Annotated in this window: 24 protein-coding genes; 16 read left to right on the top strand and 8 right to left on the bottom strand. The window is 72.7% G+C overall.

The genetic code is table 11. The features are described from left to right. Positions 1-181 precede the first annotated feature (181 nt). The 4 genes from GEV10_24190 to GEV10_24175 form a co-directional block, all read right to left on the bottom strand. Positions 182-1,423 carry a DUF1501 domain-containing protein gene (locus GEV10_24190; protein MQA81545.1) on the bottom strand — a complete coding sequence of 414 codons (1,242 nt, stop codon included), beginning with the start codon at positions 1,421-1,423 and terminating at the stop codon, positions 182-184. Positions 1,424-1,434: 11 nt separating this feature from the next. Next, positions 1,435-2,766 carry a DUF1800 family protein gene (locus tag GEV10_24185; GenBank protein MQA81544.1) on the bottom strand — a complete coding sequence of 444 codons (1,332 nt, stop codon included), beginning with the start codon at positions 2,764-2,766 and terminating at the stop codon, positions 1,435-1,437. A 59-nt stretch (positions 2,767-2,825) separates the two neighbouring features. After that, positions 2,826-4,157, bottom strand: coding sequence for an MFS transporter (locus GEV10_24180; GenBank protein MQA81543.1), 1,332 nt, complete (start codon positions 4,155-4,157; stop codon positions 2,826-2,828). A gap of 116 nt (positions 4,158-4,273) precedes the next feature. Next, positions 4,274-4,894, bottom strand: coding sequence for a TetR family transcriptional regulator (locus GEV10_24175; GenBank protein MQA81542.1), 621 nt, complete (start codon positions 4,892-4,894; stop codon positions 4,274-4,276). Between the two features lie 136 nt (positions 4,895-5,030). On the opposite strand from GEV10_24175, the gene GEV10_24170 reads away from it, so the two are divergent. From GEV10_24170 to GEV10_24140, 7 genes are read left to right on the top strand one after another with little or no spacing between them, the layout of a single operon-like run. Continuing rightward, a complete protein-coding gene (locus GEV10_24170) occupies positions 5,031-6,536 on the top strand; it encodes an AMP-binding protein (GenBank protein ID MQA81541.1) in 1,506 nt (501 codons plus the stop codon). Then, positions 6,533-7,324 carry an alpha/beta fold hydrolase gene (locus GEV10_24165; GenBank protein MQA81540.1) on the top strand — a complete coding sequence of 264 codons (792 nt, stop codon included), beginning with the start codon at positions 6,533-6,535 and terminating at the stop codon, positions 7,322-7,324. The genes GEV10_24170 and GEV10_24165 overlap by 4 nt, the downstream gene beginning before the upstream one ends. Continuing rightward, positions 7,321-8,325: an LLM class flavin-dependent oxidoreductase gene (locus GEV10_24160; protein MQA81539.1), complete on the top strand. Its 1,005-nt coding sequence runs from the start codon at positions 7,321-7,323 to the stop codon at positions 8,323-8,325. Before GEV10_24165 ends, GEV10_24160 begins: the two co-directional genes overlap by 4 nt. Next, complete coding sequence (locus tag GEV10_24155) at positions 8,325-9,080, top strand: SDR family oxidoreductase (GenBank protein ID MQA81538.1); 756 nt, start codon at positions 8,325-8,327, stop codon at positions 9,078-9,080. The genes GEV10_24160 and GEV10_24155 overlap by 1 nt, the downstream gene beginning before the upstream one ends. Further along, positions 9,073-10,458, top strand: coding sequence for an amidase (locus GEV10_24150; GenBank protein ID MQA81537.1), 1,386 nt, complete (start codon positions 9,073-9,075; stop codon positions 10,456-10,458). Before GEV10_24155 ends, GEV10_24150 begins: the two co-directional genes overlap by 8 nt. Then, positions 10,293-11,195 carry a hypothetical protein gene (locus GEV10_24145; GenBank protein ID MQA81536.1) on the top strand — a complete coding sequence of 301 codons (903 nt, stop codon included), beginning with the start codon at positions 10,293-10,295 and terminating at the stop codon, positions 11,193-11,195. The genes GEV10_24150 and GEV10_24145 overlap by 166 nt, the downstream gene beginning before the upstream one ends. Further along, on the top strand, positions 11,192-11,986 hold the full coding sequence (locus GEV10_24140; GenBank protein ID MQA81535.1) for an enoyl-CoA hydratase: 795 nt from the start codon (positions 11,192-11,194) through the stop codon (positions 11,984-11,986). Before GEV10_24145 ends, GEV10_24140 begins: the two co-directional genes overlap by 4 nt. Positions 11,987-12,004: 18 nt before the next feature. Here GEV10_24140 and GEV10_24135 read toward each other — a convergent pair whose 3' ends face one another. Continuing rightward, positions 12,005-13,924 (bottom strand): AAA family ATPase, encoded by a 1,920-nt coding sequence (locus tag GEV10_24135; protein MQA81534.1) that lies wholly within the window; start codon positions 13,922-13,924, stop codon positions 12,005-12,007. Between the two features lie 333 nt (positions 13,925-14,257). Between GEV10_24135 and cpt the strand changes: the two genes are divergently transcribed. After that, positions 14,258-14,797, top strand: coding sequence for a chloramphenicol phosphotransferase CPT (gene cpt / locus GEV10_24130; GenBank protein ID MQA81533.1), 540 nt, complete (start codon positions 14,258-14,260; stop codon positions 14,795-14,797). Here the strand turns inward: cpt and GEV10_24125 are convergent. Beyond that, positions 14,782-15,747: an aldo/keto reductase gene (locus GEV10_24125; protein MQA81532.1), complete on the bottom strand. Its 966-nt coding sequence runs from the start codon at positions 15,745-15,747 to the stop codon at positions 14,782-14,784. The genes cpt and GEV10_24125 overlap by 16 nt on opposite strands. Positions 15,748-15,792: 45 nt before the next feature. Here GEV10_24125 and GEV10_24120 point away from each other — a divergent pair, with 45 nt between their 5' ends. The 4 genes from GEV10_24120 to GEV10_24105 all read left to right on the top strand — a co-directional run bounded on the left by GEV10_24120 (position 15,793) and on the right by GEV10_24105 (position 19,082). After that, on the top strand, positions 15,793-16,845 hold the full coding sequence (locus GEV10_24120) for an LLM class F420-dependent oxidoreductase (protein MQA81531.1): 1,053 nt from the start codon (positions 15,793-15,795) through the stop codon (positions 16,843-16,845). Between the two features lie 51 nt (positions 16,846-16,896). Then, complete coding sequence (locus GEV10_24115) at positions 16,897-17,718, top strand: undecaprenyl-diphosphate phosphatase (protein ID MQA81530.1); 822 nt, start codon at positions 16,897-16,899, stop codon at positions 17,716-17,718. A gap of 30 nt (positions 17,719-17,748) precedes the next feature. Then, positions 17,749-18,606: a helix-turn-helix domain-containing protein gene (locus tag GEV10_24110; protein ID MQA81529.1), complete on the top strand. Its 858-nt coding sequence runs from the start codon at positions 17,749-17,751 to the stop codon at positions 18,604-18,606. 74 nt (positions 18,607-18,680) lie between these two features. Further along, positions 18,681-19,082 (top strand): hypothetical protein, encoded by a 402-nt coding sequence (locus GEV10_24105; GenBank protein MQA81528.1) that lies wholly within the window; start codon positions 18,681-18,683, stop codon positions 19,080-19,082. On the opposite strand, the gene GEV10_24100 is transcribed toward GEV10_24105, so the two are convergent. Together GEV10_24100 and corA are read right to left on the bottom strand one after the other, a co-directional pair. Continuing rightward, positions 19,079-19,540 carry a TIGR03618 family F420-dependent PPOX class oxidoreductase gene (locus GEV10_24100; protein MQA81527.1) on the bottom strand — a complete coding sequence of 154 codons (462 nt, stop codon included), beginning with the start codon at positions 19,538-19,540 and terminating at the stop codon, positions 19,079-19,081. The two genes, GEV10_24105 and GEV10_24100, sit on opposite strands and share 4 nt — an antisense overlap. Before the next feature lie 24 nt (positions 19,541-19,564). Then, a complete protein-coding gene (gene corA / locus GEV10_24095) occupies positions 19,565-20,536 on the bottom strand; it encodes a magnesium/cobalt transporter CorA (protein ID MQA81526.1) in 972 nt (323 codons plus the stop codon). Positions 20,537-20,573: 37 nt separating this feature from the next. On the opposite strand from corA, the gene GEV10_24090 reads away from it, so the two are divergent. The 4 genes from GEV10_24090 to GEV10_24075 all read left to right on the top strand — a co-directional run bounded on the left by GEV10_24090 (position 20,574) and on the right by GEV10_24075 (position 23,976). Next, entirely contained in the window at positions 20,574-21,269 is a 696-nt protein-coding gene (locus GEV10_24090) for an MSMEG_4193 family putative phosphomutase (protein ID MQA81525.1), read from the top strand. Positions 21,270-21,296: 27 nt separating this feature from the next. Continuing rightward, positions 21,297-21,890: a DUF3090 family protein gene (locus tag GEV10_24085; GenBank protein ID MQA81524.1), complete on the top strand. Its 594-nt coding sequence runs from the start codon at positions 21,297-21,299 to the stop codon at positions 21,888-21,890. Then, positions 21,887-22,630, top strand: coding sequence for an SCO1664 family protein (locus tag GEV10_24080; GenBank protein MQA81523.1), 744 nt, complete (start codon positions 21,887-21,889; stop codon positions 22,628-22,630). Before GEV10_24085 ends, GEV10_24080 begins: the two co-directional genes overlap by 4 nt. A 122-nt stretch (positions 22,631-22,752) precedes the next feature. Beyond that, a complete protein-coding gene (locus GEV10_24075) occupies positions 22,753-23,976 on the top strand; it encodes a cysteine--1-D-myo-inosityl 2-amino-2-deoxy-alpha-D-glucopyranoside ligase (protein ID MQA81522.1) in 1,224 nt (407 codons plus the stop codon). Positions 23,977-24,130: the final 154 nt, after the last annotated feature.

Genomic DNA, 24,130 nt, shown 5'->3' with positions numbered 1-24,130 from the left:
GCCTGACTCTTTACGCCGTCCTCCGCGAACTCCAGGCCCTACTCGGCGTCTGGACCGGCGCTTGCCGTCTCTGCCTGCAACCCGTCCTGCCACGCCCACCCACCCCCGCAGACTCGACATAACAAAGTACTACTAGTGTCATGAGTCCCCCGGCGCCCGCCCCGGGGCGCCGGGGGACGGCTCAGCGGAGGAAGCCGAGCTGGTCGCCCGCGCCGGCAACCACCCGGCCCGCCTCCGTGCCCAGGACGCCCTCGACGAGCTCGCCGTAGACGGTCCTGAAGTCCGTCGTCGCCTTGAGGTCGCCGTCGTCGAGGTCGGTCAGACTGGGGTCCTCGCCGTAGAAGCCGCCCTTGACCTTGGTGCCCGCGACGAACATCGGCCCGGCCGTGCCGTGGTCGGTGCCCTGGCTGCCGTTGGCGGCGACCCGCCGGCCGAACTCGGAGTACACGGCGACGACGACGTTCGCGCCACGGGCTCCGCCGCCGACGGTGTGGAGGAAGCCGGCGACCGCCTCGTCGAGCTCACCGAGCAGCCGCGACTGGGTGCGCTTCTCGTTGGAGTGCGTGTCGAACCCGCCGAGGCTGACGCTGTACGCCCTGGTGGGCGCGCCGGCGGCGATGCACCGGGCGACCACGGCGAGCTGCCTCGCGAGCGCGCCCTCGCGTGCGCCGCCCGAGCCGCCCTCGTCGTCGGCGTCGTCGTCGGGTGACGTCGTCGGCCGCGGGGACGCGTCTCTGCCGGTGACGTCGGCGAGCCTGAGCAGGTCCTTGTTCGCGCCGGCCGCCCGCCCCTGCAGGTCGGGCTCGCCGGACTCGGCCCGGCCGAGGCAGGCGAGCTGCGCGCGGCGGTGGGCGCCGATGTCGATACCGGTCAGCGGGAGAGCCGCACCGGCGACGTGGGCGCCCGCGAGCATCGGCGGCAGCGTCGACCCCACCGCGATGGCGCGCAGCGGGTCACGGCCCGTGGCGTCGAGCCACCGGCCGAGCCAGCCGGTGGACACCTGTCCCTGCGGGGACGCGGACTGCCAGATCGCCATCGACCGAAAGTGGCTGTGATCCGGGCGCGGGTACGAGACGCCGCGGACCACGGCGAGCCGGTCGGCGTCCCAGAGCGCCTTGAACCCCTTCATCGACGGGTTGAGCCCGAGACCGTCGCCGAGGTCGAGCACCTCGTCCTGGCCGTACGCGAGGTCCGCCCGCGAGTCCTGGTACGCCGTGTCGCCCGCCGGGACGACGGTGTTGAGGCCGTCGTTGCCGCCGTACAGGGTGACGAGGACGAGGATGGCGCTGTCGGGGTCGAGCGGATCCGCCCGGCCGGCGCGGACCAGCTCACGGACCGACACGGTGGTCGCCCCGGCGGCGAGTGCGGTGCCCGCGGCGACGCCGCTGGCGAGCAGGAACCTGCGACGGGTGACGGTGTCCACGTGCTGCCTCCTCAGCCGACGACGTACTCGGGTGCCGCGAGCGCGAGCCCGGTGAGCTCGGCGGGGTTGCCGGCCGCGTCGTCGAGCGCGACCTTCGTGCGGGCGGTCCACCGCTCGACGCCGAGCGTGCGCGCAACGGCCTCTGGACGCTCCTTCCGCGGCGTGCGCTCGAGGTCCGACAGGTCGGCCTCCCTGGCCAGGCGCAGGCCGAGCGCGAGCCTGGCCCTGGCCGCAGACGTGGTGAGCCACGCGCCACCGCTCGGCCAGCCGCCGACGCTCGGTGGTTGGAAGGGAAGCTGGCCGAGCGCCTGCAACCCGGCCAGCAGCGCCTTCGCGGCCTTGCCGTCGAGCGTCGAGGGGCGCAGTCGCAACGCCCGCATCGCGCCGACGACGTACTCGACCGGCTGCCTGACCAGGACGGAGTCGGCCTGCCCGAGCGCGGGATCGGACAGCAGCGCTCGGAACAGTGCGGTGAGGTCGCGGCCCGCCCCGTACGCCTCCGTGACGCGCCGCAGGCTCGCGTCCGCCGGCTCGCTCGGGGACACGAGCCAGCCCCACAGTCGGGTGGCGAGGTAGCGCCCGGACTCGGGTCGCGACACGAGCAGGTCGACGAGGCTCCTGTCACTGAACGCCTCGGTGTGCCCGAGGATCCGCTGCGTACCCCCTGCATGCAGCCGCGGGGCGTACCGCACCCGCGGTGGGTCCTCGCGCCGCATGACCCGCCATCCCGTCAGTGCCTCGGCGGCCTCGCGGACGTCCGTCTCGGCGTAGTTGCCCACACCGAGGACGAAGAGCTCCATCAGCTCCCGTGCGAGGTTCTCGTTCGGCGCACCTGGCCTGTTCCTGCCCGCATCGAGCCAGATGAGCAGGGCGGGATCGCGCACCATCGCGCGGGCGAGCGCGCGGAAGTCGCCGCCGCCGAGCCGACGCTCGGTCTCGTTCTGCGCGAGGAGCGCGGAGGCACTCCTGACCTTGGCGAACGACGTGGCCCAGTGCCCGTGCCACAGCAGCGTGCGCCGCTCCCGCCACGGACGGTCCGCCGCGACCATCCGATCCAGCCACCACAGCCGGACGTCGTCCATCTGCTCGCGTGCCCCCCTGGTGTACGCGCGCCTGGCGTCCTCGTCCTGCTCGTCGCCCATATCCGGCCGGTTCAGGGCGGGAAGCTCGGGGACGGGGGTCGCCCGGACTCCCGCGTCGTCGCCGGCGGTGGACAGCACGCCGGCGAGGACGGCGTCCCAGCCGATCCTCGCCGCGTCGTCGATCTCGTCGGCGGACGCGGTGAAGCAGGTGCGCCGGAGCAGCCGGGCGACGGCTGTCCGCTCGTCCACGGCGTCGACCATGCGTCCACCGTGGCGCGTGGATGTTCGGGGAGTGTCAGGGGCGTGTGCGGGTGGTGTTGCTAATCCGTCGAGCCGCCCATGTCGACGTCGCGGGTCTCCGGACCCCAGGCGCCGCCGATGAGCACCAGCAGCCCGCCGGCGACGACGAGGACGACGCCGGTGTAGGCGAACGGCAGCACCGTCGCGAGTCCGGCCTGGTAGAAGGCGTAGAACGACGGCAGCACGACGGCGAGACTGTAGGCCAGGCCGTAGCCGGACGCGCGGACGCCCGTACGGAAGCGCTCGTTGATGTACGAGGGCAGCACCCCCCACGGCCCGATGACGAGCAGGATGAGCAGCGCGGTCAGCACGAAGGTCGCGACGAACCCGGCCGGTGCGAGTTGGACCAGAACCACGTGCACGGCGGCCGCGACGACGGCGATGAGCACGCCAGTGGCGACGAGGAACCTGCGCCGGCCGATCCGCTGGCTGATCACGCCGGACGCGATCTGCGCGGGGGCGAGCAGGATGAACGAGACGGCGAGGACGAGCGTGGTCTCGGTGTCCGAGAGTCCGCCGACCTCGCCGCGCAGCAGGGCGGGGAGCGCGGCGGTCACCGGCTGCAGCGACAGCCAGAACCCGGTCATCAGCAGGAGGACCTGGAGGAAGCTGGGCAGGTTCGGTCGGGAGAAGAGTGTCCTGATCGGCGCCTTGACGGTCGTCGCCTTGGTGAAGATCTCCGACTCGGCGACCGACTTGCGGTAGTAGAGCACGAGCCCGAACGAGAGCAGCGCGCCGAACACGAACGGGATGCGCCAGCCCCACTGGACGTACGCCGAGTCGAGGTCGCCGGCCGGCAGGACGGTGAGCAGGAGCAGGGTGATGAGCGACACCGACGCGTTGGCGAGCGGGAACCCGGAGTTGATCAGCCCTCCGTAGAAGCCGCGCTTTCCCGGCGGGGACGACTCCATGGCGAGGGGGTTGGCGGCGGTGTACTCACCGCCGAGGAAGATGCCGCCGACGAAGCGCAGGGCGACGAACGCGACGAGCGCGAAGGCGTTCCAGGCCTGGTACCCGGGCAGCAGTGCCATGAGCAGTGTGGCGACGCCCGCGCCGGTGACGGCGACCAGCGTGGTGCGCCGGCGCCCCACCGTGTCGGCGAACCGGCCGAAGATGAAGGCGCCGACCGGCCGGCCGAGCAGGGTGGCCGCGAAGATCGCGCCCGTCGCGAGCGCGGTCGCTCCGGTACCGAGCGTGGGGGAGAGGAAGTACGCCATCGCCGGGGCCAGCGCCACGATCGGCAGGTAGATGTCGAAGAGGTCGACGTAGAAGGCGAGCCACGCGCCGATCACCGCGCTCCTGGCGCGGCTCGGGGTGGCGGCCCGCCGGTGGACCGTGACGGGTTCGCCCATGGTGGTGCCTCCGCGTCCTCGTGCCCCGTGCCGTTGGTACGGCATCGTGCGTCCGGTCGCCGGGCAAAGTCAAGACACTGACATCGCTTTTTTGCGACAGCGACGTCGGTTTCTGGTCAGCGCGGTGCGGTGCCGAAGAAGGTGCGGTGCCAGGCCTGCGTGACGGTGGTCGCGGCGTCGTCGACGTCGACCTTGTCGTCGCGCATCTCGTCGTGGGCGAACCAGACGTACGCCGAGTGCTCGACCAGGCAGGCCATCGCCTCGGCGGCCAGCCTGGCGTCGGTCTGCTCGAGCTCGTGGTCGGGGTAGGCCGTGGTCAGGACGTGCAGGAACCGGTCGACGTGCCGATCACGCATCTGCCACCAGATCGTGCGGAAGCGCGGTTCGACGGTGGACGACTCGATGAAGGCACGCATGACGTCGCGGTTGTCGTAGTAGTGCTGGAGGTAGCCGCGGTTGGCGGCGAACAGCGCGCTGCGCGGATCGGTGGCGAAGTCGTGGTCGGGTGCGCTGCTGGCCCGGTACAGCTCGTCGTGGACGTCGGCGATGAGCTCGGCGAAGACGCTCTCCTTGTTGGTGAAGTAGCGGTAGAGCCCGCCGAGCGACAGGCCGGCCTCGGCGGCGACGTCGCTCATCCGCGCGTTGACGAATCCCGACCTGGCGAAGACCCGGCGCGAGGCGGCGAGGATCTGCTCGCGGGTCCTGAGACCCTTGGGGGTCGTGGGAACGGCCGGCACCGCGGCTCCTCTCGACGAGACGACGTACGCCCGGACGGCGGAGAGCCATGCTAATCGGCGGAGTCCGCAACGGCGACATCGGCATTAAGAAAAAGCGACGTCGCTCTCTTGACGTGGCGTCGGGCGGTCGGCGACGATGCGGGGCATGGCACCACCCGCACGGCCGCGAACGAACCTGCGACGTGCGCACGCCACCGAGTACGTCCGGCGCGGCTGGTGGTCCGACGTGTCGGTGCTCGACCGCTACGCCGAGACGGTGCGACGGCGTCCCGGGCACCTCGCCGTGGCCGACGCCGCGGGACGCCGGCTCACCCACGAGGCGCTCTGGGCGGCGAGCGGCGCGCTGGCGGACGGGCTCGCGGCGGCCGGCACGGACGCGCGCGACGTGGTGCTGATCCACCTGCCCAACGTCGCGGAGTGGCAGGTCGCCTACCTCGCCTGCCTGCGCCTGGGTGCCGTGCCGGCCACGCTGCCGGTCACCACCGACGAGGACACGCTCGCGTCCATCGTCGAGCGCGTCCGCCCGCGCACGGTCGTGAGCCTGGACGGCGTCCGTACGGTCCGCCACACGGACGGTCCGGCCCGGCCCGTTCCGGCCGGCGTCGACCACGTCATGTTCACGTCCAGCACGACCGGACGCCCCAAGGCCGTCGCCCACTCCGAGCGGACGCTCGGCGCGGTCAACGCCGCGTTCACCGAGCGGTTCGGGCTCGGGGAGGCCGACCCGATCTTCATGCCGTCGCCGCTGGGGCACAGCGTCGGCGCATGGCACGGCTCGCGCCTGGCGTTGTGGAACGGCGCCCCGCTGGTGCTGCAGGACCGGTGGGACCCGCAGGTCGCGACGGGGCTGCTCGCCGGGCACGGGTGCACGTTCACGGCGGCGGCGACGCCGTTCCTCACCGACCTCGTCCACGCCGGCGCGCACCCGTTCGGCGCGCTGCGGACCTTCCTGTGCGGTGGCGCGCCGGTGCCGCCGTCACTGGTCACGGCCGCGGAGACGGCATCGCCGGGCACGCTGTTCTCCGTCCTGTGGGGCATGACCGAGGGTGGCGTGACGACCTGCACCCAGGCGAGCCCGGCCGACAAGCGCGCCTCGACCGCGGGGCTGCCGCTGCCCGGCCTCGAGCTGCGGGTGCTGACCGCGGACGGCGTCGGCGCGACGGGCGAGGAGGGCGAGCTGGTCATGCGCGGTCCCGGCGTCTGCGTCGGGTACGCGGGCCAGGAGGACCTGTTCGAGGAGCAGCTCACCGACGACGGGTTCTTCCGCACGGGTGACCTCGCCGTACTCGACGCCGACGGCTACGTGCGCGTGACCGGTCGGCTGAAGGACCTCGTCATCCGCGGCGGCGTGAACGTCTCGCCGCTGCCCACCGAGGACGCGCTCGCCGCGCACCCGCACGTGAGGAGCGTGGCGGTGATCGGCGTCCCCGACGAGCGGCTCGGTGAGCGGATCGGCGCGGTCGTCGTGACCGACGGCGCGTCGCTGGAGCTCGACGAGGTCTGCCGGTGGCTCGCGGACCGCGGCCTGCCCAAGCGACAGTGGCCCGAGCGGTTGTTCTCCGTCGACGCGATGCCGAGGACCGCGGCGGGCAAGATCAGGAAGAACGTGCTGCGCGAGACGCTGGCGGGAGGAGGCGCATGAGGCTCGGAGACATCGACGTCGCGTACGCCGATCACGGCAGCGGACCCCCGGTCGTCCTGGTGCACGGGCTCGCCGAGGACCGGGGCAGCTGGCCGCAGGCGCAGCGGGAGCTGCCAGGACGCCGCACGGTCGCGTACGACCTGCGCGGGCACGGCGAGACGGGGCTCGGTGCCGCGGACGGCACGCTCACGCAGCTCGGCGGCGACCTCGTGGCACTCCTGGAGGGCCTGACGGGTCCCGCTGCCTGCGTCGGGTTCTCCCTCGGCGGCACGGTCGTGCTGCGGGCCGCCGTCGACCGTCCCGACCTGGTGACACGCGCCGTCGTGCTGGGCACGTCGTCGGTCGTGGGCCGCGCGGCGGTCGGGTTCTACGAGCAGCGGATCGCCCTCGTCCAGAGCGGCAACGCCGGCGCCGTGCGCGCCGCGCTGCACGACGACACCGCGGCCGCCGTCGTGCAGGCGGACGCGGAGACCGTCGACGCGGTGGTCGACCAGCGGGTCGCGGCCGTCGGCGGCGGCGCCGGCTACGTCAACGCCGCGCGCGCCATGGCCGGGCTGCGCGAGTCACCGCTCACTCCCGAGCTGGGGCGGGTGCGGTGCCACGTCGACGTGATCGGTGCCGACGGCGACGCGTTCTGTCCGAGGAAGGCGGCCGACATCCTGCTCGACTCCCTGCCGGACGCGGGCTACCACGAGGTCGCGGGTGCCGGGCACCTGATGAACGTCGACCGTCCCGAGAGCGTCACCGAGCTGCTGCGGCGGTTGCTCGACCTGAGGGAGGCGTCGTGAACCGCTGGGGTCTCTCGATGGGCGTGAGCCCGCGCGAGCCGCTGGGCAACGTGTCGGAGATCGCCGCCGACGCGGAACGGCACGGGTACGAGGCGCTGTGGTACATCGACTTCCAGCTGGGCATGAAGGACGTCTACACGGCGATGACACTGGCGGCGCTCGCGACGACGAGGACGCACATCGGCCCCGCCGTCACGAACCTGGCGACCAGGCACCCGACCGTCACCGCGAACGCGATGACGGCGCTCGACGAGCTCACCGGCGGCCGGGCGATGCTCGGCCTCGGCGCCGGATGGTCCGCGACGTACGGCGCCGGCATGCCGCCGTCCAAGCTCGGCGACCTGCGGCAGGGCATCGACGAGCTCCGCACCCTGTTCACCGGTGACGAGGTCGACCTGTACGGCACGCGCGTCCAGCTGCGGACGGCGCGGCGGCAGTTGCCGATCTACGTCGCCGTCTCGCAGCCTGGCATGCTCCGGCTCGCGGGAGAGAAGGCCGACGGCGCGATCCTGATGGGCGCCGCCGACCCCGAGGTCTGTGCCTGGCAGCTCGACCACCTGCGCGAAGGACTGGAACGGGCGGGACGTCCGCGATCCGCCGTCACCGTCGACCTGCTCGTCACGATGAGCGTGGACGACGGCGAGGCGAAGGCGCTCGACGACGTCCGCGCATGGGCGACGAGCCAGGCCGCGACGATGCACGTGTGGAAGCACCTGCCACCGTCGTGGGAGGCGTTCCGGCCGCAGTTCGCCGCGGCGGCAAAGGCGTACCACCTGGTCGACCACCTCTCGCTGCACGCCGACCACAGGGAGATCGTGAGCGACGACTTCGTGCGCACGGTCGCGATCGCGGGCGACACCGCGACCTGCGTACGGCGCCTGCGCGACCTGGTGGCGCTCGACGTCGACCGGATCACGTTCGCGCTGCTGTCCGGTGGACGCCGGCGCCGGCTGGCGCACATCGCGGAACACGTCATCCCGGCGCTGGGAGGTGGTGCCTGATGGCCGGGAAGGTCGCGCTGGTGACCGCGGCGGCAGGTGCCGGGATCGGCGCCGCGGTGGCGCGCCGGCTCGCCGCCGACGGCATGGACGTCGTCGTCACCGATGCGCACGAGCGCCGGTGCGGTGAGCTGGCGCGGGCACTCGAGGACGAGTTCGGCCGGCCGTTCCTCGCCAGGACGCTCGACGTGACCGACTACGACGCGGTCGGTCATGTGGTCGACGACGTGGTGGCCGAGAAGGGGACCGTCGACGTCCTGGTCAACAACGCGGGGTGGAGCAGGATCGAGCCGGTCGCCGAGATGTCGGTCGAGACCTGGCGCCGGTGCCTCGATGTCGACCTGAGCGGCACGTTCCACTGCATGCGGCACGTGCTGCCGGTCATGGTGGAGCGCGGGTCAGGGGCGATCGTGAACGTCTCCTCGATCGCGGCCTGGGAGAGCAGCGAGGAGCACGGCGCCGCGTACTCGGCGGCGAAGGCGGGCGTGCTCGCCCTCACCCGGGTGGCGGCCGCCGAGAACGGCCGACACGGCGTCCGGGTCAACGCCGTCGCGCCAGGGCTGATCTACAACGAGTTCCTCCGCCGGGTCTACCCCGACAGCTTCTTCAGCGGCTATGCGGAGAACCGGTCGCGCGTCGGCCGGGTGGGTGAGCCGGCGGACGTCGCCGCGCTCGTCTCGTTCCTCGCCGGGGACGACTCCGGTTACGTCACCGGCGAGGTCTACGGCATCAGCGGGGGCGTGGCACCGCATGCCTGACTCGCCGCTGTTCTGGTCCGTCGCCGAGTTGGTCGGCGCGTACCGGTCGGGTCAGGTCGGACCTGTCGAGGTCACCGAGGAGGCGTTGCGCAGGATCGAGCGGTACGACGGTGAGGTCCACGCGTACCTCTCGGTCCTGACGGACCAGGCACGGGAGCAGGCGCGCGACGCGGCGTGGGCGTACCGGCGAGGTGAGGAGGCGCCGCTGCTCGGCGTGCCGGTGGCAGTGAAGGACGTCTTCCATGTGGCCGGCGCGGTCACCACCTGCGGGTCCGAGCTGCTGACCGACCACGTCGCGACGCACGACTCCGGTGTGGTGCGGCGGCTGCGCGCCGCGGGTGCGGTGCTCCTCGGCAAGACGAACACGCCCGAGTTCTGCCAGTCGGCGACCACGGACAACCGGCTCGGGCCCGACACCGCCAACCCGTGGGACCCGACCCGTACGGCCGGCGGGTCGAGCGGTGGTTCGGCGGCCGCGGTCGCGAGCGGCCTGGCGACCGTGGCCGTGGGGTCGGACGGCGGCGGCTCGATCCGCATCCCCGCGGCGTTCACCGGACTCGTCGGCGTGAAGCCCACCCTCGGCCGGTGCGCCGACGAGCACGGGTTCCGCACGATGAGCGACTTCGCGAGCCCCGGATCGCTGACCCGTACGGTGGCGGACGCGCGGACCGTCGTCGGCGTCCTCGCCGACCGGGTCGTCGAGCGCGCGCGACACGACGGCCTGCGAGTCGGCTGGTGCGCGCGGCCCGGTGGTGCGCCGGCCGACGCCGAGGTCGCGGCCTGCGTCGCGCAGGCCGTGCGGCGGTTCGACGACCTCGGCCACCACGTCGAGGAGGTCGACGTGCCCGTGGACGGGTGGCAGCGGATCTTCGCGCCGCTCGTCCTCGCGGAGGAGCACCGCGAGCGCGGTCACCTGCTCGACCTCGTGCCCGAGCGGCTGACCGGGTACGAGCGGAGGACCCTCGTCGCGGGCCGCGACCTCGATCCCGCCGAGGTCTCCGCGGCGCTCTCCGGACTGCCGGTGTTCCGCGCGCGGATCGCGGAGACGTTCGCCTCGGTCGATGTGCTCGCGTGCCCGGCCGTCGCGGTGCCGGCGTTCCCGCTCGGCGACCGGCCGCGTAGCGTCGGTGGGCAGTGCGTGAGCCGACTGTGGGGCGCGTTCCCCTACACCTCGCCGTTCAACGTAGCGGGCACGCCGGCGCTGACCGTGCCGTGCGGTCTCGTCGGTGGACTGCCGGTGGGCATCCAGCTGGTCGGAGCGAGTGGGAGGGACGCGATGCTGCTCGACGTCGCGGAGGAGCTGGAGGAGGCGCTCGCCTTCGACCGCACGGCGATGACCACACGCTGGCAGCGGATGGTCCTGCGGGAGCCGGCGTGACGGACGGGCTCGTCCGGGCGACGGCGGGGACCGGCTACGTCCACCTCGAACTGCACGAGCCGGCACGCCGCAACCCCCTGTCGGACGCGATGCTGGCGGCGTTGCGCGAGGCGTTGGTCCGGGTCGACCCGGGTGTCAACACGGTGATCGTCAGCGGTGCCGGCGAGGCGTTCAGCGCGGGCGCCGATCTGACCGAGCTGACCGGGACGGTCGCTGACCTCGGGGTGGACGAGGCGATCGCGGAGACCCTCGCGCTGCTGCGGCGAACGCCGGCGCTGACGGTCGCCGCGGTCGACGGACCCTGCATGGGCGGCGCGGTCGACCTCGCGGTGTCGTGCGATCTGGTGGTGGCGGGTGAGACGTCGGCGTTCGCCGTGCCCGCGACGCGGCTCGGCATCCTCTACAACCCGGCGGCGGTCGCGCACTGGCACCGCCGGCTGCCGCGGCAGACCCTGGTGCGACTGCTGCTCGCCGGCGACCGGCTCGACGCGCGGCAAGCGTACGACGGTGGACTCGTCGGGCAGCTGGTGCCTGCCGGTCGTGCGGTGGCGACGGCGACGGCCCTCGCCGAGCGGCAGGCCGGTGCGTCTCCCGCCGTGGTCGCGGCGGTGAAGGGCCTGCTCGTCGACCTCGACGAGGGCGACGTCGACCTGTCCCGCTGGCACGAGGTCAGGGAGCGACTGCTCGCGGCGCCGGACCGGGTCGCCGCCCTGCGCGCCGTGCGGGAGCGACGATGACCGGCCTCGCCGACCTCGCCGGCACCGATCTCGGCGTGCGGACCGCCACGTACGGCGACCGCGACGTGATGCTCTACGCGGTCGCCGTCGGTGCGGGCGCGGGTGACCTCGACCTCGTGTACGAGCCGCACCTGCGGGTGCTGCCGACGTTCGCGCTCACCCTCGGGCTGTGGGCGGTCGAGGCCGCGGGCGGGCTGGGCGCGTACGACCGGATGACGTCGCTGCACGCGGCGCAGACGCTGGACGTCCGCGAGCCGCTGCCGGCGTCCGCGACCGTCGAGATGTCGGCGCGGGTGGCGGACGTGTGGGACAAGGGCAGGGCGTCGATGGTCGACATCGCGGTCGACTGCCGGTGGTTCTCCGCGGTGTACGCGATCTACCTGCCCGGCCTCGGCGGCTGGGGCGGACCGCGCGGAGAGTCGCGTCGGGCGACCGAGCCGGTGGGCGCGTACCTGCGACAGTCGTACGCGACGAGCCGCGACCAGGCGGTGCTGTACCGGCTGACCGGTGACAGACACCCGGTGCACGTCGACCCCGCCACGGCCGCCGGCTACGGTCTGGACCGGCCGATCCTGCACGGGCTCTGCACGCTCGGCGTCGTCACGCGCGTGGCGGCCGAGGCGGTGGGGGAGCACCCGGCGGAGCTGCGCCGGCTCGCGGCCCGCTTCGCCGCCCCGGTCTACCCGGGCGACCGCCTCGACGTCGCGGCGGCCCGCGCGTCGGACGGCGGCCTGACGTTCACCGCCGAGGTCGACGGCGCGGCCGTCCTGACCACCGGGTCAGCGCGGTAGGTCGCGCCGGCCGTACGGTCAGCCGTCGCGGAGGAGGTCGGCGAGGCGGGTGCGGCGGGGGCGTTCGCCGATGGTGCGGACGGCATGCGCCACCGCGGGGCCGGCCGCGTGCACGATCGACAGGTGCGCCTTCGCGCGGGTGAGCGCGGTGTAGACGAGGGGCCGCGACAGCATGCCGGTGGCCTCGCGGGGGAGCACGGTGATGACGGCAGGCCACTCCGACCCCTGTGCGCGGTGCACCGTGATCGCCCAGCCGTGCAGCAGGTCGCCGAGGTGCTTGAACGGCACGATCGTCGGGCCGGTGGCGAACGTGATCGCGAGGCCGTCGTCCTCGACTCCGGTGACGGTGCCGACCTCGCCGTTGGCGAAGCCCTCGTCCGGGTGGTTGGCGGTAGCCACGACCCGGTCGCCGACGTCGAAGCCGCGGTGCTCGCCGCGGCCGGGGTTGAGCTGGGCCTTCAGCGCCAGGTTGAGCGCGACAGTGCCGGCGGGCCCGCGGTGGACCGGCGTGACGACCTGAACCTCGGCCGCGTCGATCGACAGCGCCCGCGGGATCGAGTCGGTGACGAGCTGGACTACCCGGTGCGACGCGAGGGCGGCGTCGCGCGCGGGCACGACGACCACCTCGCGGTCGGGGGAGTCGACCGCCGGCAGGTCGCCGCCGCGCACGGCGATGGCGAGGCGCGCGATCGCGCCGCCCTCGGCCTGGCGGTGCAGCGTCGTCAGCTCGGTGACCGGGACCCGGGCGGAGTCGATGACGTCGGCGAGCACCCGGCCAGGCCCGATGGACGGGAGCTGCGCGGGATCGCCGACGAGCAGCAGGTGGGTGCCGTCGGCACAGGCGTCGAGGAGCGACGACGCGAGCTCGACGTCGAGCATCGAGACCTCGTCGACCACGACGACCGACGCGTCGAGCGGCCACGCCTCGCCGCGCGCGAACGCGTAGTCGCGGGAGACCCCCGTCTCGCCGGCCGGATAGGCACCGAGCAGCCGGTGGATGGTGGTCGCCTCGTGGCCGGTGAGCTCCTCCATGCGTTTCGCGGCACGGCCGGTCGGGGCGGCCAGCGCGATCGTCTCGCCGAGCTTCTCGGCGAGCTGGACGACCGCGGCGACGGTGCGGCTCTTGCCGGTGCCAGGTCCGCCGGTGAGCACGGTGACGCCGTGCGCCGCGACCTCGCGTACCGCCTCTACCTGCGCGGGGTCGAGGCCGTCGGCCACCGGGTCGATGCCATCCGGCTCGCAGAGCACCTCGGCGGTCGCCTCGAGCCTGCGCAGTGCCTCGGCGACGCCGTCCTCGGCCATGGCGTAGCGGGCGAGTGCCAGCAACCCCGTCGCCCCGCCGTCGTCGTCGCCGCTCGAGACGTCGAGCACGTCGGCGCTGTCGAGCGCGGCGGCGATCGCGGTGTCGGGGTCGGCGCGCAGCCGGCTCAGCTCGGGACCGAGCGACGCGGCGGGCGCGGTGGTGTGGCCGTCGCGGGCCATCCGGGCGAGGAGGTGGACGACGAGCGCCCGGGCCCGCCGCGGGTCGTCGGGGGCGGCGCCGGCGATGACGCGGCGCTCGAACGCGTCGACCTCGGGCGGCTGGACGCCGGGCAGATCGAGCAGCCGCCACGGGTCGTCGCCGAGCACGGCGGCCGCGCCGGGCCCGAGCCGGCGGACCGCCGCGGCGGCCAGGCGTACCTGCGCGCCCGCGGCGTGGAGCACCTCCGCCGCGTCGTAGACCGGCTTGGCCTTGTCGAGGGCGTCGACGAGCCGGCCGGCGCGCTTCTCGCCGACCCCGCCGACGTCCTTGAGCAGGCCGGGCGTGACCTTGTCGGGGTGGGTGATGCCGCTCGCCGCGACCTTGCCGGCGAGCTTCGCCCCGCAGCCGGGCCACAGGCCGGCAGCGCAGAACGCGGCGAACACGTCCGCGGAGGAGGGAGAGGTCTCGGTGCTCATGACACAGCGACCCTACGACGCCGACGCCCGTCGCGACGCCGACGACCCGCGAATGTGGACGACCGCACACCCACCCCGACCCTCCCGCCGCGACGGGCCACCCGCCGCTGCAGAGGGCCTACCCGTCCGCCCGCCGCCCGGCCCGGGCCGTCCGGCGAATGATCATGTTCAGTTGGTGAACCCGTCCTGAATATGGCGCATGGGCCGTGGGAAGTGCGTATCCACCCACTGAACATGATCATTCGCCGACCAGCCGGCCGGGTGGGTCCCGCACTGCGGGACGGGGAAGCGGGGCCGCGGGTGGTGGGTAGGTTGCGTGCCGTGGCGACTGACGTGATCGTGCTGAATGGCGGGTCGAGCTCGGGGAAGTCGAGCCTCGCGCGGTGCCTGCAGGACACCCTGCCCGAGCCGTGGCTGACCCTCGGTGTCGACGACCTGATCCGGGCGATGCCGGCGGCGATGCAGGAGTCGGATGCGGGCATCGAGTTCGCCGCGGAGGGCGAGATCTCCGTCGGCCCGGTCTTCCGCACCCTCGACGTCGCCTGGGCCGAGGGCGTCGCGGCGATGGCGCGTGCGGGTGCCCGCGTGATCGTCGACGACGTGTTCCTCGGCGGCCCGAGCTCGCAGGACCGCTGGCGGACGGCCCTGGTGGGGCTCGAGGTGCTCTGGGTCGGTGTCAGGTGCGATCCCGAGGTCGCCGCGGCGCGCGAGGCCGCGCGGGGTGACCGGATCGGTGGGATGGCCGCGTCGCAGGCGACCGTCGTGCACGACGGCGTGAGCTACGACGTCGAGGTCGACACGACCCGGACGGACGTGGGGGCCTGCGCCGACGTCGTCGCCGGGTACGTCGTGCGGCCTCAGCGCTCCGGATAGGAGAGCGCGGGCGCCGACACGTCGTCGAGCGCGCGGCGGATCTCGTCGGGCAGGGTGATCTCCTCGGCCTGCAGCGACGACTTGAGCTGGGCGACCGTACGGGCGCCGACCACGGCCGACGTCACGCCGGGACGGTCGCGCACCCAGGCGAGCGCCACCACCAGCGGTGTCGTGTCGAGGCCCTCCGCGGCGGTCACCACCGAGTTCACGACCCGGCTGTGGTCCTCGGAGAGGTACTCGCGGACGAACGGCTCGTACTGGGGAATCGCGGCGCGCGACTCCGCGGGGACGCCGCCGCCGCGGTACTTGCCGGTGAGCACCCCGCGTCCCAACGGGCCCCAGGCGAGGACGCCGAGCCCGTGCTCGACGGCCGCTGTCATGACCTCGCGTTCGACGCCGCGCTGCAGCAGCGAGTACTCGACCTGCGTCGCGACGATGTCGGCCCTGGCGGGGTGGCTGCGCTGCCAGGTCGCGGCGGTGCCGGTCTGCCAGCCGGAGAAGTTCGAGATACCGACGTAACGGACCCGGCCGGACGTCACCGCGATGTCGCACGCGGCGAGGGTCTCCTCGTACGGCGTGGCGGGGTCCCACTGGTGCAGGTACCAGAGGTCGACGTGGTCGGTGCCGAGACGGGCGAGCGACTGGTCGAGCGCGCGGAGCAGGTGGCGCCGCGACAGGTCGGCGCGGCGGTCGCCCTCGACGAGCCCGGCCTTGGTCGCCAGCACGATCTCCTCACGGTCGACGACCTCGCGCAGCAGGCCGCCGATGATCCGCTCGCTCTCGCCGTGCCCGTACACGTCGGCGGTGTCGACGAGCGTGCCGCCGGCGTCGAGGAACGCGCGGAGCTGCTCGCCGGCCTCGTGCTGGTCGACCTGAGGGCCCCACGTGACGGTGCCGAGGCCGAGGCGTGAGACGCGCGTGCCGCTGCGGCCGAGGTATCGCTGCTCCATGGCGGCGAGGTTATCGGCTCGGGTGTACCCGGATAGGCTCCGGCCATGCGGTTGGCACTGAACCTCGGTTACTGGGGTGCGCGGAACGAAGCGACGACAGGGCTCCGGCTCACCACCGAGGCGGAGCAGCTCGGGTTCGCGTCGGTGTGGGCCGCCGAGGCGTACGGCTCCGACGCCGTCTCCGTCCTGGCCTGGCTCGCCGGGCAGACCGAGCGGATCGAGCTCGGGTCGGCCGTGCTGCAGATACCCGCACGCGCCGCGGCGATGACCGCGATGACGGCCGCCACGCTCGATGCGCTGTCGAACGGCAGGTTCCGGCTCGGCCTCGGCGTCTCGGGCCCGCAGGTATCCGAGGGCTGGTACGGCGTCAGGTTCGACGACCCGATCGGACGCACCAGGGAGTACGTCGACGTCGTGCGCATGGCGCTCGAACGCAAGCAGCGGGTCAGCTACGACGGACGCCACATCCGGCTGCCTCTGCCGGACGGACCGGGCAAGGCACTGCGCATGACCGTGCACCCGGTGCGTGAGCAGGTGCCCGTCTACCTCGCCGCGCTCGGGCCGCGCAACCTCGAGCTGACCGGCGAGATCGCCGACGGCTGGCTCGGCATCTTCGTCTCCGCCCGCCACCTGCCCGACACGCTCGCGGCGATCCGCACCGGTCGCGACCGGGCCGGCGGTGATCTCGCCGGGTTCGACGTCGTCGCGACCGCCCCGCTCGTGGTGGGTGACGACGTCGCGGCGTGCGCCGACGTCGTCCGCCCGTACACCGCGCTCTACGTCGGCGGCATGGGGAGCCGCAAGCGCAACTTCTACCGTGAGCTGGCGACGCGCATGGGATACGGCGAGGCCGCCGCCGTGGTGCAGGACCGGTTCCTCGCCCGCGACTACGCCGGAGCGGGCGCGGCACTGCCGATGGAGCTGCTCGACGAGACGACGCTGCTGGGCGACGAGGCACGCATCGCCGACCGCATGGCCGCGTACGCCGACGCCGGCGTCACGACGCTCGCGGTGACACCGCAGGGTGCGTCGGAGGACGAGCAGCTCGCCATGCTGCGCACCGCGGCCGCCGCACACGCCAGAGCCGGCCTCGCCTAGGGTGTGCCCTCGGTCCCTCGACAGTTCTCCCCCCTCAGGAGTTAGTACCCCGTGAACGTCCTGCAGGCGATCGTCCTCGGCATCGTGCAAGGCCTGACCGAGTTCCTGCCGATCTCGAGCACCGCGCACCTGCGGATCGTCCCCGCCTTCCTCGGCTGGGACGACCCCGGCGCCGCGTTCTCCGCCGTCATCCAGCTCGGCACCATGCTCGCCGTCGTCGTGTACTTCTGGCGCGACATCGTGCGCATCGTGTCGACCTGGTTCCGCAGCCTGTGGAGGCGCGAGCTGCGCGGCGAGCTCGACGCCAGGATGGGCTGGTACATCGGGCTCGGCACCATCCCCATCGGCATCTTCGGCTTCGCCTTCCGCGACCAGATCGAGACGGCCGCCCGTGACCTGCGGATCACCGGGACGGTCCTGATCGTGTTCGCGCTCGTCCTGCTCGTCGCCGAGAAGGTGGGGGCGAAGCGGCGTCCGCTCGAGCAGCTGACGACGCGCGACGCCGTCGTCATCGGGTCGTTCCAGGTGCTCTCACTCATCCCCGGCGTCTCGCGGTCGGGGTCGACCATCACCGGCGGGCTCTTCATGGGCCTGAACCGCGAGGCCGCGGCGAGGTACTCGTTCCTGCTGAGCATCCCCGCCGTCGTCGCGTCCGGCCTGTTCCAGCTGAAGGACGCCCTCGGCGCAGGCGGTGTGGGTTGGCTGCCGACGCTCGTCGCGACGGTCGTCTCGTTCGCCTCCGGGTACGCCGCGATCGCGTGGCTGCTGCGGTTCCTCGCCCGGCACTCGACGATCGTCTTCGTCGTCTACCGCGTGGCGCTCGGCGCCCTCGTCCTCGCGCTCGTGTACGCGGGCGTGCTCCAGGCCCGCTGACTGTCCGCGCCGTGAGGCACACTCGACGGTATGGGTGGGTCGAGTGCGGTCGAGGAGGGCACGTACCGTGGCTCGTGGCGCATGTGGACGCGCGCTCCCGCACCCGTGCTGCACGGCGCCGTCGCGGACTACCACGGCTTCGTCGTCGACTCGGGCGAGCCGGTCTCCGACACGGTCCTGCCTGCCCCCACGATCACCCTCATCCTGACGTTCGGCGACGAGCTGCGCATGGAACGCATGCCGGGCTCGGACGAGGCCGGAGGCACGTTCGGCTCGTTCGTCGCCGGCCTGCACGACGGCCCGGGGGTGATCGCGCACGACGGTCACCAGGCGGGGCTCCAGGTCGACCTGTCACCGCTCGCCGCGGGTGCGCTGCTCGACGTCCGCCTCGACGCCCTCACCGGCGACGTCGTGCCGCTCGACGCCCTGCTCGGCCGCGCCGGTGACGAGCTCGCCGAACGCCTCGCCGAGGCTCCCGACTGGAGCAGCCGGTTCGCGCTGCTCGACGACATCTTGTCGAGACGGCTCGCCGGGACCCGCGCGCCCACTCCCGAGGTCGCACAGGCGTGGCAGACGATCCACCGCACCGGCGGGACCGTACGGGTCGCCGACCTCGCCCGCGAGATCGGCTGGAGCAGGCGCCACCTCGCCGCGCGGTTCCGCGCCGAGATCGGGCTCGGCCCCAAGGCCGTGGGCCGGCTCGTCCGCTTCTCCCGCGCCAGGTGGATGCTCTCTTCGGGCCGTGCGCGGTCGCTGACCGACGTCGCGCTCGCCTGCGGCTACTACGACCATGCCCATCTCGACCGGGAGTTCCGCGCGCTGGCCGGCGGTCCGCCGAGCCTCGTCGGTGTCCCTCCGCCGCCCACCCTCGTCGACGCCGAGGGCTGAGTTCCCATTCGTCCAAGACGCGGTCGCGGGCGCAGCCGTACGGTGACGACACATACCCGACGAGGGAGGACGACGTGCCCGACAACCCGAGGCAGAGCATCTTCGCGACCCTGAGGTACAAGGACGCGGCCGCGGCGATCACGTTCCTGAGCAAGACGTTCGGCTTCACCGAGGTGGTGGCGTACCGGGGCGACGACGGCGTGGTCGAGCATGCCCAGCTCGACTACCGCGGCACCTCGGTCATGCTCGGTCAGGAGCGCCCGAGCGAGTACGACGAGATCGTCGAGCACGTCGACAGGACCGCGCTCTACGTCGTGGTCGAGGATCCCGACACGCACTGCGCGACCGCACGTGCGGCGGGCGCCGAGATCGTCAAGGAGCCGTATGACCAGGACTACGGTTCCCGCGACTACGTCGCCAAGGACCCGGAGGGCAACGTCTGGAACTTCGGCACGTACGGCGGCGCAGCCTCCTAGGCGAGCCGCGCCGGGAAGCCGCCGGTCGCGACAGGACCCCAGCGGCGCGGGGTGAGGCGCACCAGGGACTTGCCCTGGCGGCGCATCGCCGTGCGGTACTCGTCCCAGTCGGGGTGCTCGCCCGAGATGACCCTGAAGTACTCGACGAGCGGCTCGACGGCCTCCTCGCCGTCCAGCACCTCGGCGTCGCCGTCGACCTGCACCCACGGACCGTCGAAGTCCTCGGACAGCGCGACCAGGCTCGCCCGCGGGTCACGCTTCGCGTTGCGGGTCTTCGCCCGCTCGGGGTACGTCGACACCACGACGCGTCCCGACCCGTCGACGCCGTAGGTGACGGGCGACGCCTGCGGGCCGCCGTCCCCGCGGGTGGTCAGCAGGACGCCGTGCTTGCGCTCGCGCAGGAAGGCCAGCAGCTCGGCGAGGTCGACGGTGTCGTTGGTCGCGATGCGTGGGCTCACCTGGCAAATCCTACGACGCCGACGCTAGAGCCAGCCGCTGCGCTTGAAGATGCGGTAGAGGGTGACGCATGCGACCACCATGACGAGGATCGCCAGCGGGTAGCCGATGACCCACTTCAGCTCCGGCATGTGGTCGAAGTTCATGCCGTAGATGCCGGCGACCATCGTCGGGACGGCGACGATCGCCACCCAGGCGGAGATGCGGCGCATGTCCTCGTTCTGCCGCACGCTCACCTGCGCGAGGTTGGCGTTGAGGATGTCGGTGAGTTGCGCGTCGAAGCCCTCGACGCGCTCTCGGACACGGAGCAGGTGGTCGTGCACGTCGCGGAAGAACGGCCGCGCGGCGTCCTTGATGTGCGGGTGGCTCGTCGCCAGCGTGCCGACCGGGTCGACGATTGGGAAGACCGCGCGACGGAACTCGAGCACCTCGCGCTTCAGCTTGTAGATCCGCTCGGCGTCGTTGCTGCGGTCGGCGGAGAAGACCATCTGCTCGAGCTCGTCGATGTCGATCTCGAGCTCCTGGACGACCTCCTCGTAGGAGTCGACGACCCGGTCGAGTACGGCGTAGAACACGGCGCCGGGCCCGTGGGTCAGCACCTCGTTGTCCTCGGTCTCCAGCCGCTGGCGGACGTCGCCGAGCGGGTTCCCCTCGCCGTGCCGCACCGTGATGACGAAGCCGTCACCGACGAACACCATGATCTCGCCGACCTCGATGTCGGACGTCTCGTCGATGTACTGGATCGTCTTCAGCACACAGAAGAGGGTGTGGTCGTAGCGCTCCAGCTTGGGACGCTGGTGCGCTACGACGGCGTCCTCGACGGCGAGCTCGTGCAGGTCGAACTCCGCGGCGACGTCGTCGAACTCGGCCTGGCTCGGCTCGAAGAGGCCGACCCACAGGAAGCCGTCCTTCGACCGCGCCTCGTCGAGCGCGTCGCTGAGATCCTTGGGTGCGGTCTCGCGGTTCCCGTGCCGGTAGATCGCGCAGTCGACGAGCATCCGCGCATTCTCCACCCTCGTTCCTTGATCGCATAGGGTGGCCGGCGTGACCACGGTGCTGCTCGTCCGCCACGGCCGCACGGCGGCGAACACCGCGGGCGTCCTGGCCGGATGGACCCCCGGCGTCCACCTCGACGACACCGGCAGCCGGCAGGCGGCGACACTCGCCGAACGCCTCGCGCCCGTCCCGCTGGCCGGCATCGTGAGCAGCCCCCTCGAGCGCTGCCGCGAGACCGCCCAGGCGATCAGGGCGGGGCGCGACGGCGTACGCGTCCGTACGGACAAACGCCTCGGCGAGGTCAGGTACGGGCAATGGGAGGGTCAAGATCTCAAGCACCTGAGCAAGGACCCGCTCTGGCGCACCGTCCAGGCGCACCCGAGCGCCGTCCGGTTCCCCGACGGCGAGGCCATGCGCGACATGCAGACGCGCGCGGTCGACGCGATCCGGGAGTGGAACGCCTCCCACGGTGCGGACGCCACCTACCTCGTCTGCAGCCACGGCGACGTGATCAAGGCGATCGTCGCCGACGCCCTGGGCATGCACCTCGACCTGTTCCAGCGCATCCAGGTCGACCCGTGCTCACTGACCGTCATCCGTTACACCGAGCTGCGACCGTTCGTCGTCCGGCAGAACGACCGGGGCGGCGACGTCGCCGACCTCGTGCCGCCGCCTCCGAGGAAGCGGCGGCGGAAGGCGTCGAGCGACGCGGTCGTCGGCGGTGGCGCCGGGTGAGCCGTGGCGCCCGTTAGGGTTTGACGTATGCCGCGACAGGTCTTCGATTTCGACCACCCCGAGCGCTTCGTCGCGGGCACCGTCGGCGAGCCCGGCGACCGGGCCTTCTACCTCCAGGCGAGGGCAGGCTCCCGGGTCACCAGCGTCGTGCTGGAGAAGATCCAGGTGTCGCTGCTGGCAGAGAAGCTCGAGGAGCTGCTCGACGAGGTACTGCGCGCCACCGGCGGCAACGCGCCGATCCCGGCACTGCCGCCGTCCGACATCGACGACCTCGAACCGCTGGATCAGCCGATCCTGGAGGAGTTCAGGGTCGCGAAGCTCACGCTCGCCTGGGACGCCGACACCGCCACGGTGGTGATCGAGGCGGAGGCGCCGGGCGAGGAGGGCGACGACGCCGAGCCCGAGCCCGAGCCAGAACCCGACGTCGAAGACGACGCCGATGATGAGGAGGGCCCCGACCTGCTGCGCGTCCACCTCGACCCCGGTGCGGCGCGCGCCTTCAGCAAGCGCGCCCAGGCGCTCGTCTCCGCCGGCCGGCCCGCCTGTCCCTTCTGCGGCCTGCCGCTCGACGCGGACGGCCACGTCTGTCCGCGGACCAACGGCAAGCGTCCCGCTACGTGACCGAGCACCCGGCCGCGTCGGCGGTCCCTGAGGATCCGCTGCGGCTGTTGCGACACGGTGAGCTCGAGCTGGTGGGCCGTCTCGTCGACGCGTCGAACGCGACGTTCTACTGCCAGGTGGAGCTCGACGGCGTCGAGGCCACCTGCGTGTACAAGCCGGTCAAGGGGGAGCGGCGGCTGTGGGACTTCCCGACCGGCACCCTCGCCGACCGCGAGGTCGCCGCGTACACGGTCTCCGAGGCGACCGGCTGGCGGATCGTCCCGCCGACGGTGGCCCGCCGGGAGGGACCGTTCGGGCCGGGCATGTGCCAGCTGTGGATCGACGCGGACGAGGGCGTCGACCTCGTGGGGCTGATCCGCGGCGGGTCGGGGGAGCTCCGGCGGATGGCCGTGTTCGACGCCGTGATCAACAACGCCGACCGCAAGGGTGGCCACCTGCTGCCGGTCTCCGACGGCCACGTCTACGGCGTGGACCACGGCGTGTGCTTCTCCGTCGACGACAAGCTCCGCACGGTGCTGTGGCAGTGGGCGGGCGACCCGCTCCCAGACGAGGCGGTGCGGACGCTCGACCAGCTCGCGCGGCAGCTCGTCCGGGGCGGAGAACTGGCGGTGCGGCTCGGTTCGTTGCTGTCGGCGGAGGAGGTGGGCCGCACGCGGGCGCGGGTGCAGCGGCTGCTCGCCGCGGGTACGCACCCGGAGCCGTCGGACGACTGGCCCGCCGTCCCCTGGCCACCGTTCTGACCTCCCCCACGTGGGGTCCCCGGTAGTGGTGCAGACCCCGAGTGAGGTCCCCAGCGGTGTCCGGTCGCCGGGACGAGTGTGAGCGGACACGGCTGCCGTCACGTCCGGTTAGGCTCTCGTTCATGGACTCGTGGACCGCCCCCTCCCTGCCGCGACTTCCCGGATCGGGGCGGCAGCTCGCCTTGCACGACACCGCGAGCGGCACACGACTTCCCACACCGCAGTCGTCGACCGCGCGGATGTACACGTGTGGCATCACCCCGTACGACGCCACGCACCTCGGGCACGCCGCGACGTACGTGGCGTCCGATCTCATCGTGCGGATCTGGCGTGACGCTGGTCACGAGGTGCGGTACGTCCAGAACGTCACGGATGTCGACGACCCGCTGCTCGAACGTGCGCAACGCGACGACCAGGACTGGCGTGAGCTCGCGGAACGTGAGATCGAGCGCTTCCGCAACGACATGGTCGCGTTGCGTCTGGTGCCGCCGGCGGCGTTCGTCGGTGCGGTGGAGGCGATCCCGCAGATCGCGGACATGATCGAGACGCTGAAGGGCAGCGGGGCCGTCTACGACCTGCAGGGTGATCTCTACTACCCTGTCCGGGTCGATCCCGACTTCGGATCGGTGTCCCACCTCGACCACGACGCGATGGTGCGGTTGTCGGCGGAGAACGGCGGCGACCCCGAGCGGCCCGGCAAGCAGGATCCCGTCGATCCACAGCTGTGGCGTCGTGCCAGGGAGGGTGAGCCGTCCTGGGACTCCCCGTTCGGCCCGGGTCGGCCGGGCTGGCACGTCGAGTGTGCGGCGATCGCGTTGACCGAGCTGGGCACGACGTACGACGTCGCGGCCGGCGGTCGTGACCTGGTGTTCCCGCACCACGAGATGAGCACGTCACACGCCCGGGTGGCGACGGGGGACCGTGGCCCGTACGTGCACTCGCATGCGGGTCTGGTGGCGCTCGACGGCGAGAAGATGTCGAAGTCGAAGGGCAACCTGGTCTTCGTGTCGCACCTGCGCGAGCAGGGCGCCGACCCGATGGCGATCAGGCTGGGCGTGCTCGCGCACCACTACCGGTCGGACTGGGAGTGGCGCGCCGAGGACCTCACGGAGGCGTCGGAGCGGCTCGCGTCATGGCGATCCGCGGCATCGGCAGCTGCCGGGCCGTCCGGCACCGAGGTGCTCACCGCGTTGCGCGAGCGACTCGCCGACGACCTCGACGCGCCGGGCGCACTCGCGGCGATCGACGCGTGGGCCGAGGCGGTGCACCGAGGCGAGGGCGACGACACCGAGGCCCCCGGCCTGGTCCGCGCGGCCACCGACGCCCTGCTCGGCGTCGAGCTCTGAGCTCGCCGCGCTTGCGTCGGCCTAGATGAGTGATTCCTTGAAGGGCCTGGGCGCGTCGTGGCCGTGGATGTGGGGGAGGGTGTTCATGTTCGATGTGTGAGCAAAGATCTGAACACCCTCCTGACCGCACTGTACGTGTTGATCGACGATCACG

This window comes from Streptosporangiales bacterium, from assembly GCA_009379955.1.
GTDB lineage: Bacteria > Actinomycetota > Actinomycetes > Streptosporangiales > WHST01 > WHST01.
This window is presented reverse-complemented; position numbering and strand designations above follow the sequence as displayed.